The following is an 11,796-nucleotide window of genomic DNA, read 5'->3' on the forward strand; positions in this document are numbered from 1 at the left end:
CTGACTTGAGGGCCGCCGAATGCAAAGAGGACGGGTGGCTCAGCTCAGCTTTACCTGCTGCTGCAGCTCCTGCAACAGATAGTCCACCAGCGCCCTCACCTTGGCCGGCACATATTGCCGGTCTTTGAAGCAGGCAAAGAAATCCAGCGGCGCATTCTCGAACTGCAGCTGCCCCTTGCGCCCCGGCTTCAAGGTCAACGGCAGCAGCCGGCCCTGGCGCACATAGTCATGCACGATAAAGCTGCCGGCCCAGACGATGCCGCCGCCGGCCGCTGCAAACTCCACCAGCGCATCGATATCGTTGCCAATGGTGGCAATGCGCTGCTGAGGATCGCTGCGCTGGCCATCGCGTGTAAAAGGCCAGCGCATCAGGCGGCCGTCACGCTCGCGTCTATAGAGCAGGCAGGCATGTTCCAGCAGCTCCTGCGCCGTCTGCGGGCTGCCATGCTGCTGCAGATACTGCGGCGAAGCGCACAGAAAGCGCGGCACAGACGCCAATTGCCGCACGGACATGCCGGGCTCCAGCACATCGCGGTAGCACAGGCTGATGTCCACATCTTCCTTGAGCACATCCACATAACGATCGGCAATCAGCAACTCGATCTCCAGCTGCGGGTGCCGGGCGGTAAAGGCCGGCAGCAGCGGCGCCAGCACATGGCGGCCGAAAGCGGACATGCAGGCAATGCGCAGCCGACCTTGCAGCTGGCCGTGGATCAGCGACAGGTCGGACTGGGCTTTTTCCAGCGCATCGAGCACGGGCGCCACGCGAGCCAGATAACGCTCGCCCGCCTCGGTCAAGGCCATGGAGCGCGTGGTGCGCGTGATCAGCCTTGTGCCCAGCTCACGCTCCAGCCGCGCAATGTTCTGGCTGGCCGCGGCCGGCGAGATGCCCAGCTGGCGCGCAGCCGAAGCGATGGAGCCGCCCTCCAGCGCTTTGACAAAGGTTTCTATGGCTCGCAGATTCGGCATGAGTACCAATGTATCGCCAAAGCATTCTGAAGTTTGACTTATGAGTGCAGCAAGCTGCAGCCCTCTACCGCCGTCTCCAGGGCCCGCTTACAGTCTGGGCATTCTAAAAACACAAGCTTTGACCGCTGCATGAACGCAATCCCCTCCAAACCCCCAGGCCTGAAGCTGCACAAGCGCTACACCCCTTTTGTATTTGCCTTCTACATGGCCGGCATCATGGCTTTTCTGATGTCCTGCACCATCGTCGCGGCCAATAGCGGCCTGGGCAGCGGCTTTCTGCAGCGCGTCTTGAGCGCCTACGCACTGGCCATGCCCGTGGCATTTTGCTGTGTGGTGCTGGTGCGACCGCTGGTGCTGAGGCTGGTGGCAATCACGGTTCACAGCCATTGAGAACCGAGAAAAGAAGAGTAGATCGCTATCGAATCTGAAGTGGTTTGCGCATGACCAACTTCAGATTTCAATATATTGAGCAGTGAGATTCAAACCACCATTGCGCTATCTGCTACAAAAATATATTGCAAAGCGCCGTCGCTGCTGCGCACGCTATCGCACTGCATGCCCCAGACCTGCTGCACCAACTCGGGCCGCAGCACCTGCTGCGTAGCACCGCTGTGCACGCCGGCATCTGCGCCCAGCACCAGCACGTCATCGGCATAGCGCAAGGCCAGATTCAGATCGTGAATCACGGCCACCACACCCACGCCCTGCTCGGCGGCCCAGTTGCGCAGCAAGCGCATGGCATGGTGCTGGTGGGCCAGATCGAGGGCGGCCGTGGGCTCGTCCAGCAGCAGCCAGCGGGCTTTGCCGTCCTGCGGCGCTTCCCAGACCTGGGCCAGCGCCCGTGCCAGATGGCTGCGGGCCCGCTCGCCGCCCGATAAGGTGTTGATGCTGCGCTGGGCCAGATGGGCCACGCCCGTCAGCTCCATGGCCGCCTGCACAATGCCCTCTTCCTGTGCGCTGGGCTGGTTGCGATGGGGGTAGCGCCCCAGCTCCACCACCTCCTGCGCCGTGAAGTCAAACGCCACCGAACCATCCTGCGGCATGACGGCGCGACGGCAGGCCAGTGCGGCCATGCTGTGCTGCGCCAGCGGCAGCCCGTCCAGCAATACCTGGCCGGCCTGCGCGGCACGTTCGCCCACCAGCATGGACATCAGCGTGGATTTGCCCGCGCCGTTGGGGCCGAGAATGGCGGTAAAGCGTCCGGCCTTGAGCCCGGCATTCACCGTGGCCAGACGCGGGCCCTGGCCTATGCCCACGCCCAGGCCGCGACACTCCAGCAAAGAGGCCTCACTCATACCTTGCTCCTGAACTGGCGCAGCATGGCCAAAAACAGCGGCACGCCGATAAAAGCCGTCAGCACGCCCAGGGGTAGCTCGGCCGGTTTGACGATGGTGCGGGCCACGGCATCGGCCGTCACCACCAGGGCAGCACCCAACAGGGCCGAGCCCGGCAGCACCACCCGGTGATCGGGACCGGCCACCAGCCGCACCCAGTGCGGGGCCACCAGACCGATAAAGCCGATGATGCCGGTGGTCGCAGTCACCGCGCCCACGGCCAGTGCCGCCACCATCACCGCGCGGCGCTTGGTTTTCTCCACTGCCACACCCAGCAAATTGGCCTGGGCCTCGCCCAGCGCAATTGCATTCAAGGGCCGCGCCAGGGCCAGCGCGGCCAGCACGCTCAGCGTCACGGCAGCGCCCACCAGGCCTACCGCGCTCCAGCGCGAAGCGCCCAGACTGCCCAGCAACCACATCTGCAGATTGCGCAGCTGCTCGTCGGTAGAGATAAAGCTCAGAAAGCCCAGGCCCGCTCCGGCCAGCGCATTGATGGCAATCCCGGCCAGCAGCATCAGGCCGATGCGGGTCGTGCCCTGCACCTGGCCCAGGACATAGACCACGGCCGTCACGGCCAGACCGCCGCCAAAGGCCATGGCCACCAGCGCCCAACTGCCCAGATGGCGCGGCAGCCAGGGCAGATACATGCCGCCCAGCACAATGGTGATGCCCGCGGCCAATGCCGCGCCGCTGCTCACGCCGATCAGGCCGGGATCGGCCAGCGGGTTGCGAAACAGACCTTGCATCAAGGCCCCGGCCAGCCCCAGACCGGCACCAGCGGCCACACCCATCAACAGGCGCGGCAGGCGGATATTGAGAAACACCAGATGCTCGGCGCTACCGCCGGCGGCACCGCTGAGTCCGTCCCAGGCGATGCCGAACAGCTGACTCGGCGCAATCGCATAGGCCCCGCTGGCACTGCCCAGCACCATGGCCAGCAGCACCAGCAGCAGACCCAGCGACAAGGTGGCGCCCCGGCTCAGGCGCCCGGACGGCGAACGCCAGCGCGCCGCCGTCTTTGGCAGCCCAGCCACGGGTTTGGCCCCCGCACGACCCATGCTCATATTCATGCTCATGTCTGCTCTCAGGCCACCCACTGCAAGGTACGCATATGCAGGGCCTGCACGGCGCTGGGCAGGCGCGGGCCAAAGCCCAGCAGGTGACTGGCTTCCAGCGTGACCAGGGCTTTTTTGGCATAGGCCGGGGTCAGCGCCAGCTCGGGCCGCTTCCAGAAAGCCGCCTCACCGCCCATGGCCTCTATGCCTTGCGTGGTGTTGATGATGACTTCCGGTGCGGCGCTGGCCATGGCCTCGGCCGTCAGCGGCTTGTAGCCGTCGAACTGGTCGATGGCGTTGACGCAGCCGGCATAGCGCATCAGCGCATCGGCTGCCGTGCCGCGTCCCGCCACCTGGGGGCTGCCGCTGTGCGAGAGCAAAAACAGCACGCGCGGCTTGCGTGTGGCCTTGGCCACTTGGGCCTGCACGTTCAGCCACTGCGCATCCAGGCGCCCCAGCAAGGCCGTGGCTTCGCCTACCTTGCCGGTTTCGCGCCCCACGACTTTCACTTTTTCCTGCACATCGGCCCAGACATGCTGGGCCTTCACCAGCGACACCCGTACGCCGGCCTGGCGTATCTGGTCCAGCACCACGGCCGGTCCGGCTTCGCTGGTGCCTATGACAGAGTCGGGCTTGAGCGAGAGCAGACCTTCGGCCGACAGCTGGCGCACATAGCCCACCTTGGGCGTTTTCTGCGCGGCTTCGGGGAACAGGCTGGTGGTATCGGTGCCCACCAGCAAGCCCTGGGCGTTGAGCAGGTAGACGACTTCGGTCAGGGCTCCGCTCAAAGACACCAGGCGCCGCGCCGGCGCGGCCTGCGTCTGGGCATGGCCCAGTCCCGGCAGGGCCGCGCCCAGAACAGCGGCCCCCAGCCATTGCAGACCCGCTCTGCGGGAGTTCAGCTGCTGTTTCATGCGGCCTCCGTCGCCGCCGACAGACGAGGCAGACCGGCCACCAGATCGCGCCAGCTTTGCAGCTCGGGTTGGCCGGGCTTGCGTTCGCCAAAGAACATGGCCATGTTGTTGCCAGCGGCATCGAACGCTTCCACCGAAGTCACCACGCCATCGCTGGTGGGCTTTTGCACCACCCATACTTTGTCAATCATGTCGGTGCGCAGATGCAGATTGAAGCCCTTGTCCAGCACATTGATCCAGCGCACGCCGTTGGCACCGTCCATGGGCTGGATGTTGCTCACCGGACCGGTGTGAATCTGGATGCAACCGCTGCTGCCCACAAACACCATGATGGACACGCCATCCACGGCCGCATCGCCCAGCAGGCGGGTAACGGCATCGCCTTCCAGGCGCTGGCAGTATTCGGGCACCAGGCTGAAAGCCTGCTGACGCTCGGCTCCGTGCTTGCGCAGCATCTCGAAGAACTCGTGCGTGTCCTTCATGGCGCTCCATGCCTGGGTCAGCGCAGGCACGTCAATTTCACTGTCGGCCTTGGGAGCAGGCTTGGCGGCCGCTTCGCGGAATACATAGCCGGCAGCCGGTTCGGCAAAGCGCTCGATCAGCGCATTCCAGGCCGCCATATCCGTAGCTTCACGGGCAAAAATCTTGTGCACGGCGCGGCCGCTGGCGTCATAGAACTGCAGGCTGTGCATGGCAGGACGATTGCCGTTGGCCGAGGCTTCGGTCACAGCAAAGCCGGCATGCCAATGCATAAAGAACAGGCGCAGGTCAATCTCGCGACTGAAAGCCAGACCCACGGGGCCGGTGGCCGAAACGTTTTGATAGATACCGTCTTTTTCGTGCACGGTCGATTCGTTGCGGGTGAGCGCCATGACGGTACCGCAGACCTCCAGGCCTAGCAGGATCGTCAGCCACTCGGCACGCAAAGGCAGGGCCTTGAGCGCACGCTCATGCTCGCCGCCATGCGCGGCAATCACCGCGCCTTCGCTCAGACCCAGGGCTTCGGCGGCATCCTTGATGCGCAAGCCCTTGGCACGCTCCTGGGCAAATTGCTCGCGGATTTGCACGGCGGTGTTCAGAGCCGATGTGCCGGGGTTTTGGGTTGGAGTTTCTGTCATCGTAGGGTTGTTCATTGCAAAGTCTCCGGGCTGGCGTGCCAATGCACGCGGGAAGGGGGGAAATCGTCGTGGGCCGTGGCCTGACCCATGCTGCTGTGGGTTGCTGTGTGGTGATGCGTGCCTATAGGCCGCTCGTCTGGTGCATCAGCCTCGCGCTGCTGTGCCGCAAACTCCGCATCAAGGGCATCGGCCACCACACTCCAGCGCTGGCACAGGCGCAGCAAGAACGCCTGCATATCCTTGGACAGCGCAGCGCCATGCGCCATGCCGGCCAGTTGCTCGGCCACGCGGGCGGCCATGGGCGCACGATGGGCGGCGCAGCAGCCCTGGCTGAAACCGGTCATCAGCGCCAGCGTGGCGGCCAGTTGCGCTTCGCTTTCGGTGAGCAGGTATTCCTCTGCGCGCTCCTGCACTGAGACTTCGGCATCGCTGGCACCGGCGGTCTTGGAACGGTCTTCAGACACTGGCATGGCACACTCCCACGTTATCCATTGAAAAACGCATCAAGCCCTTGATAAGAAAGCGCTTGATGCTATGAAGTTAGAAGTCCTGAACCAGGGACACACGCAGGTTGCGGCCTGTCTGGCTGTAGGCGTCGACAATCTGCGTGCTGGAGGTCAGTCCGCGCACATCGGACCAGCGCCAGTACTTCTTGTCAGTCAGGTTGTAGATGCCGACGTTCAGGCGCGTGCCGGGACGAATACGCCATTGCGCGCTCAAGTCCAGCACCGTGGCGCTTGGGCTGAGCCAGGCGGTGGTGGTAGGAACATCCTTGGCCTTCTTGCCTGCCCAGTGCGAGGCGCTCAGCTGCACACCCACGTTGGAGGTGTCGTAGCGCACGCCCAGCACCAGTTGCTGGGGCGAGATGGTGTTCACAGGCTTGTCGGTCTTGGTTTCCGTGCCCTTGGTGTAGCCGTAGGCGGCATGGGTGCGCCAGTTGCCACCGGCAAACTTGCCCCAGTCATAGTCGGCCTTGAGTTCAAAGCCGCTGATGCGCACGTCTTCCAAATTCACCGACTGATAGATGCCGGGGTCGTTGCGGTTGCCCGGTGTGCCCGACACCAGCTGCTGGTCGAGGATGAAGTTCTTGTAGCGACCGGTGAACACCGCCGCATCGAGCTTCATGCGCTCCATGCGCCCACGCAGTCCCAGCTCGAAGGTGTTGCTCTTTTCGGGCTTGAGATTCGGGTTGGGAATGTTCTTGTAGTACTGGCTGGAATTCTCGAAATAGGCATTGATCTGGCCTGCATTCGGTGCGCGAAAGCCTGCGGCGTAGTTGCCGTAGACCGACCATGCATCCGACGCCTGGAACAGTGCGCCCAACTTGGGCGAGATGGCCGAATCCGAATTGCTGACCACCGCAGGCAAAAAGCCTTGCTGCTTGGGCTTGATGCTGTAGTGCTCGGCCCGCACGCCGGGCGTCAGGCTCCAGGCTCCATAGTGCAGATCCGCCTGCGCAAACAGCGCAGTCGATGTTTCTGTCGTATTGGGGAAGCGCTTGAGCGGGAACTGCTCGCCAGCGGCCGGCGTGATGCCGTTTTGCTCATTGACCACCTTGTTGCGCATGTAATCCATGCCATAGGTGAACTTGCCACTGACCGCCGTACCCCAGCGCAGGATTTTGTTGGCCTGCGCATGCAGTTGCAGCGCGTTCTCGTCATAGGTCACATCGCGTTCGCGATAGGGCAGGTTTCTGCGGGTTTCATTGATCCACTCGCGCGAATCCGAGCCCTGGTAGCTGGCCATCAGCTGCAGCTCATCTGCCAGCGACATGCCCAGCTGCTGCCATTGCCCCTGCCAGCTGGCGCGCCAGCGGTTCATTTCCGTTTTGGAATTGGAGTCCAGCACCGTGCCGCCAAGGGATGTGCCCTGCGCCGTCAGCAAGGCGTAGTCGGCCTTTTTGTTAACCTGCTCGAGCGTGAACACATGTTTTTGCACGGCCGAAGGTGTGTAGACCAGGCGACCCAGCAGCGAGTGGCTCTTGTCTTTTTCGGGGTTGGGCTCGGTGCGAGTGCTGCCAACGCCGCCCACGGTGCCCATGTTCTCCAGCGCACTGGAGCGGCCAATGCCGGCAGAAACCAGCCAGGCCCATTCAGGGCTGGCACGTCCTGCCAGGGTGGCGCCCACACGCTTGCCATTGTCCGAGCCGTCATAGCTGGCGGAGACGCGGCCACCAATGGTCTTGCCACCTTTGAGCAAATCGTCAGGCTGCACGGTGATGAAGTTGACCAGGCCGCCCATGCCGTCAGAGCCGTACAGCGCCGGCACGGAGCCACGCAGAATTTCCACGCGCTGTACCAGGCCCAGATCCAGATAGTCGCGGCCAAAGGTGTTGGCGCTGAAAGAGTAGCTGCGCGGCTGGCGCACGCCATCGACCAGCATCAGCACGCGATTGCCTTCCAGGCCGCGGATATTGAAGCCGCTGTTCTGATCCCGCCCAGCCGACGAGGACGCCAGCGAAAAACGGGCCGGTGCGCGGGGCACGGTCACGTTGGGCAGTTTCTCGGCCAGCTCGCGGATGTCGCTGACATGTCCCTCTTCCATCTGCTTGGCATCAATGACGTCAATCGTCATGGGCAAGGCATCGGCATCCTGCTCGTCGCGCGAGGCACTCACCACCACGTCTTTCATCACCGGGGCGCTGCGATCGGCATGGGCCGCGGCCACTTGCACCGTGGCCGAGGCTTGGGCCAGCGTCTGCGTCGGAGCGACTGCGGTCGACTCCTGTGCCTGAGCGGTAAAAGACACACAGGCCAGCGCACAAGCCAGGGCCAGCGGATGGATCGCAGGACGAGCAGCGGGGTGAAAAACGGAAAGCGGCGCCGACAGGGCGCGAGTGTGCGAAGCGGCAGCGGATGCCATACCAGAAACCCTCTTTATTCATTGAATTGACAAGAGCTGGCTTCTGAAAAGTGCCACAGGAATCAGACCCGTAGCTGGCACTGCATATGCTGGCTGAGCAAGTTACAGTATATGCGAATAGTTCTCATTTGATTGGTATTTTTACTTTAACCTTCATCGACGAATGTATAAATGCACCGAGAAAAACAAAAAGGACTGCCAAAGCAGTCCTTTTTTAATAGCTACCAGCGCTTATCTATAAAGCACTACAGCCTGTTTTAGTTGCGAATCAGGTGATCGAAGGCCGACAGAGCCGCCGTAGAGCCGGCACCCGCCGCAATCACGATCTGCTTGTATGGCACCGTGGTGCAGTCACCGGCAGCGAAGACGCCGGGCAGATTGGTCTGGCCCTTGGCATCCACAATGATTTCGCCGAACTTGCTCAGCTCCACCGTACCCTTGAGCCATTCGGTGTTGGGCACCAGACCGATCTGGACGAACACGCCTTCCAGCTCGACATGGTGCTCCTCGCCCGTCGCACGGTCCTTGTAGCGCAGACCATTGACCTTGCCATTGGCGCCGGTGATTTCCGTGGTCTGTGCATTGGTGTGCACGGTCACATTGGGCAGGCTGTGCAGCTTCTTGACCAGCACGGCATCGGCCTTGAGCTGTTCGGCAAATTCCACCACCGTCACATGGGCTACCAGACCGGCCAGGTCGATGGCCGCCTCGATACCCGAGTTACCGCCGCCAATGACCGCCACACGCTTGCCCTTGAACAGCGGGCCGTCGCAGTGCGGGCAGTAGGCCACGCCCTTGTTTCTGTACTCGGCTTCGCCGGGTACGTTCACATTGCGCCAGCGGGCACCGGTGGACAGGATCACGGTCTTGGCCTTGAGCGAACCACCATTGGCCAGTTGCACTTCGAGCAGGCCGCCGGGCTGCGCAGCAGGAATCAGCTTCTCGGCGCGCTGCAGATTCATGATGTCCACATCGTAGGCACGGGTGTGGGCTTCCAGCGCCGCAGCAAACTTGGGGCCGTCGGTTTCCAGCACGGAGATGTAGTTCTCGATCGCCAGCGTGTCGTTGACCTGACCGCCGAAGCGCTCGGCCGCCACACCGGTGCGAATGCCCTTGCGCGCTGCATACACAGCGGCCGCTGCGCCGGCAGGGCCACCGCCGATGATCAGCACATCGAAAGCCTCCTTGGCCGAGAGCTTGGCGGCTTCACGCGAGGCCGCACCGGTATCGAGCTTGGCCACGATTTCTTCGATACTCATGCGGCCGGTGCCGAATACGCTGCCGTTCATCAGCACCATGGGCACAGCCATGATTTCGCGCTCGGTCACTTCCTTCTGGAAAGCTCCGCCTTCGATGACCGTGGTCTTGATCTTGGGGTTGAGGATGGCCATGAGCGACAGCGCCTGCACCACGTCCGGGCAGTTGTGGCAGGTCAGGCTCATATAGACCTCGAAATTGAAGTCGCCGTCCAGCGCCTTGATCTGATCGATCAAGTCCTGCTCGACCTTGGGCGGATGACCGCCCGTCCACAGCAGCGCCAGCACCAGCGAGGTGAATTCATGGCCCAGGGGCAGGCCGGCAAAGCGCAACTGGGTGTCGGTGCCCTTGCGTTGCAGCTTGAACGAAGGCTTGCGGGCATCGTTGCCATCGGTGCGCAGCGTGATCTTGTCGCTGCGCAGAGACTGAATGGTTTGCAGCAGATCGCGCATCTTGGCGCTGGTCTCGCTGTCGTCCAGAGAAGCCACCAGCTCAAACGGCTGCTGCACACGTTCCAGGTAGGCGGCGAGTTGGGCTTTGAGTTGATCGTCAAGCATGGTGGATTCCTTTGAATTTTGAGTTGTTAATGCAGTGCAGCAAAGTGGTTTGAAGCCACTTGCCCGCCCATAAAGCAAAAAACTGGGCGAAAAAAAGCCGGACGAACGGACACCGGGTGCCTGAGCGTCGTCCGGCTCTCAGAGCGCCTGCGCGCTCAGCCGATAGCAATCAGGCTTAGATCTTGCCAACCAGGTCCAGCGAAGGAGTGATCGTGTCAGCGCCTTCCTTCCACTTGGCGGGGCACACTTGGCCGGGGTGAGCGGCGGTGAACTGGGCAGCCTTGAGCTTGCGCAGGGTTTCCGACACGTCACGGGCGATTTCGTTGGAATGCACTTCCATGGTCTTGATCACGCCATCGGGGTTGATCACGAAGGTACCGCGCAGTGCCAGGCCTTCTTCAGGGATGTGCACGCCGAAAGCGTTGGTCAGCTGGTGTGTAGGATCGCCCACCAGAGGGAACTTGGCCTTGCCCACGGCGTCGGAAGTTTCGTGCCACACCTTGTGCGAGAAGTGGGTGTCGGTCGTCACGATGTACACCTCGGCGCCGGCCTTCTGGAACTCAGCGTAGTTGTTCGCTGCGTCTTCGATTTCGGTGGGGCAGTTGAAGGTGAAGGCTGCAGGCATGAAGATCACAACAGACCACTTGCCCTTCAGGCTCTCTTCGGTCACGGTGATGAATTCACCCTTGCCGTTGCGGTTCACGAAAGCTTCGGTCTTGAACGGTTGAACTTGCGTATTGATCAGAGAAGACATTTGCTGTTTCCTTGTGGTTAGTGTTGATGACAGGATGAAGTTTAGATTCCCTCAATCAATAAAACCAATCAATTGATTTCATTAAATTGATTTAAGAAATCTATCAAACCAGATTTCCAGCCATTCTGGAGCCAAGCCGCATCGCTTTGCAGCTCAGCTTTCTATTGTGGGCCGAATCTGGCCGCTTCAAGTCAATAGTCCTTCAATCACGTTCATAGCTTTTGTTGTCATCAACAGGTCAATCTCCATGCACGATCACGATCCGGCCCCACAGAAGCTAAACGAGAACGCGCATCAGATGCAGCCAATTCGCCCAAGCATGGGCTTTGTTTGATTTGCCTCACAAAGCGTGGACAATCCAAGCGAATAACAACTGTCCGAGAAGGAGTCCCCCCATGAAAGGCGACGCACAAGTCATTTCCTGGCTACAAGCACAGCTGAAGAACGAGTTGACGGCGATCAACCAGTACTTCCTGCACTACCGCATGTACAAGCATTGGGGCTTCGACAAGCTGGCCAAGAAGGAATATGAAGAATCCATCGGCGAGATGAAGCACGCCGACTGGCTGATGGACCGCATCTTCACGCTCGACGGCCTGCCCAATCTGCAAGACCTGGGCAAGCTGCAAATCGGCGAGGACGTGCCCGAAGCCCTGGCCTGCGATCTGCGTCTGGAACTGGCTGCCCAGCAGACCATCAAGGACGGCATTGCACACTGCGAATCCGTGCGTGACTATGTCTCGCGCGACCTGCTGCAAAAGATTCTGGACGATACCGAAGAACACATCGACTTCCTGGAAACCCAGATCGATCTGATCGACAAGGTCGGTACGCAGAACTATCTGCAGTCGCTGATGGGCGAGATCGAATAAAGATTCTGAGGCCATTGAGCTGCTGATTGAAAGGACCTACGGGTCCTTTTTTGTGGCCTGAAACCCAACACCAAATAACAATCATTCTCAATAAAGCTTATACT

General features: G+C 61.4%; 11 protein-coding genes. 2 read left to right on the forward strand and 9 right to left on the reverse strand.

Annotated features, from left to right (window positions below):
- Positions 1 to 39 precede the first annotated feature (39 nt).
- Entirely contained in the window at positions 40 to 969 is a 930-nt protein-coding gene (locus ACNAZA_RS20365; protein WP_415798328.1) for a LysR family transcriptional regulator, read from the reverse strand.
- A gap of 129 nt (positions 970 to 1,098) precedes the next feature.
- Here ACNAZA_RS20365 and ACNAZA_RS20370 point away from each other — a divergent pair, with 129 nt between their 5' ends.
- Complete coding sequence (locus ACNAZA_RS20370) at positions 1,099 to 1,359, forward strand: DUF2798 domain-containing protein (protein ID WP_120970783.1); 261 nt, start codon at positions 1,099 to 1,101, stop codon at positions 1,357 to 1,359.
- A gap of 89 nt (positions 1,360 to 1,448) precedes the next feature.
- On the opposite strand, the gene ACNAZA_RS20375 is transcribed toward ACNAZA_RS20370, so the two are convergent.
- From ACNAZA_RS20375 to ahpC, 8 genes are all read right to left on the reverse strand, one after another.
- Positions 1,449 to 2,264, reverse strand: a complete 816-nt coding sequence (locus ACNAZA_RS20375) for a heme ABC transporter ATP-binding protein (protein WP_415798329.1) — start codon at positions 2,262 to 2,264, stop codon at positions 1,449 to 1,451.
- Complete coding sequence (locus ACNAZA_RS20380; protein ID WP_415798330.1) at positions 2,261 to 3,379, reverse strand: FecCD family ABC transporter permease; 1,119 nt, start codon at positions 3,377 to 3,379, stop codon at positions 2,261 to 2,263. Before ACNAZA_RS20380 ends, ACNAZA_RS20375 begins: the two co-directional genes overlap by 4 nt.
- 8 nt (positions 3,380 to 3,387) lie before the next feature.
- Positions 3,388 to 4,272, reverse strand: a complete 885-nt coding sequence (locus tag ACNAZA_RS20385) for a heme/hemin ABC transporter substrate-binding protein (RefSeq protein ID WP_415798331.1) — start codon at positions 4,270 to 4,272, stop codon at positions 3,388 to 3,390.
- Complete coding sequence (locus tag ACNAZA_RS20390) at positions 4,269 to 5,390, reverse strand: hemin-degrading factor (RefSeq protein WP_415798350.1); 1,122 nt, start codon at positions 5,388 to 5,390, stop codon at positions 4,269 to 4,271. Before ACNAZA_RS20390 ends, ACNAZA_RS20385 begins: the two co-directional genes overlap by 4 nt.
- An 11-nt stretch (positions 5,391 to 5,401) precedes the next feature.
- A complete protein-coding gene (locus ACNAZA_RS20395; RefSeq protein WP_415798332.1) occupies positions 5,402 to 5,860 on the reverse strand; it encodes a hypothetical protein in 459 nt (152 codons plus the stop codon).
- Positions 5,861 to 5,930: 70 nt separating this feature from the next.
- The gene (locus ACNAZA_RS20400; RefSeq protein WP_415798333.1) at positions 5,931 to 8,252 is read right to left on the reverse strand and encodes a TonB-dependent hemoglobin/transferrin/lactoferrin family receptor; all 2,322 of its coding nucleotides are present in this window, start codon (positions 8,250 to 8,252) and stop codon (positions 5,931 to 5,933) included.
- Positions 8,253 to 8,509: 257 nt separating this feature from the next.
- On the reverse strand, positions 8,510 to 10,066 hold the full coding sequence (ahpF, locus tag ACNAZA_RS20405; protein ID WP_415798334.1) for an alkyl hydroperoxide reductase subunit F: 1,557 nt from the start codon (positions 10,064 to 10,066) through the stop codon (positions 8,510 to 8,512).
- Between the two features lie 175 nt (positions 10,067 to 10,241).
- Complete coding sequence (gene ahpC / locus ACNAZA_RS20410; RefSeq protein ID WP_120966730.1) at positions 10,242 to 10,820, reverse strand: alkyl hydroperoxide reductase subunit C; 579 nt, start codon at positions 10,818 to 10,820, stop codon at positions 10,242 to 10,244.
- A gap of 395 nt (positions 10,821 to 11,215) precedes the next feature.
- On the opposite strand from ahpC, the gene bfr reads away from it, so the two are divergent.
- Entirely contained in the window at positions 11,216 to 11,692 is a 477-nt protein-coding gene (gene bfr / locus ACNAZA_RS20415; protein WP_332568142.1) for a bacterioferritin, read from the forward strand.
- Positions 11,693 to 11,796 lie beyond the last annotated feature (104 nt).

Origin of the sequence: Comamonas aquatilis, assembly GCF_965139575.1 — a bacterium.
Classification (GTDB): Bacteria; Pseudomonadota; Gammaproteobacteria; order Burkholderiales; family Burkholderiaceae_C; genus Comamonas; species Comamonas aquatilis.

What these genes read in the sequence shown, in the direction of transcription:
- ACNAZA_RS20375 (WP_415798329.1), bottom strand. Translation starts at nt 2,264, where the DNA reads ATGAGTGAGGCCTCTTTGCTGGAGTGTCGCGGCCTGGGCGTGGGCATA.
- bfr (WP_332568142.1), top strand. Translation starts at nt 11,216, where the DNA reads ATGAAAGGCGACGCACAAGTCATTTCCTGGCTACAAGCACAGCTGAAG.
- ahpC (WP_120966730.1), bottom strand. Translation starts at nt 10,820, where the DNA reads ATGTCTTCTCTGATCAATACGCAAGTTCAACCGTTCAAGACCGAAGCT.
- ACNAZA_RS20365 (WP_415798328.1), bottom strand. Translation starts at nt 969, where the DNA reads ATGCCGAATCTGCGAGCCATAGAAACCTTTGTCAAAGCGCTGGAGGGC.
- ACNAZA_RS20385 (WP_415798331.1), bottom strand. Translation starts at nt 4,272, where the DNA reads ATGAAACAGCAGCTGAACTCCCGCAGAGCGGGTCTGCAATGGCTGGGG.
- ACNAZA_RS20400 (WP_415798333.1), bottom strand. Translation starts at nt 8,252, where the DNA reads ATGGCATCCGCTGCCGCTTCGCACACTCGCGCCCTGTCGGCGCCGCTT.
- ACNAZA_RS20380 (WP_415798330.1), bottom strand. Translation starts at nt 3,379, where the DNA reads ATGAGCATGAATATGAGCATGGGTCGTGCGGGGGCCAAACCCGTGGCT.
- ahpF (WP_415798334.1), bottom strand. Translation starts at nt 10,066, where the DNA reads ATGCTTGACGATCAACTCAAAGCCCAACTCGCCGCCTACCTGGAACGT.
- ACNAZA_RS20370 (WP_120970783.1), top strand. Translation starts at nt 1,099, where the DNA reads ATGAACGCAATCCCCTCCAAACCCCCAGGCCTGAAGCTGCACAAGCGC.
- ACNAZA_RS20395 (WP_415798332.1), bottom strand. Translation starts at nt 5,860, where the DNA reads ATGCCAGTGTCTGAAGACCGTTCCAAGACCGCCGGTGCCAGCGATGCC.
- ACNAZA_RS20390 (WP_415798350.1), bottom strand. Translation starts at nt 5,390, where the DNA reads ATGACAGAAACTCCAACCCAAAACCCCGGCACATCGGCTCTGAACACC.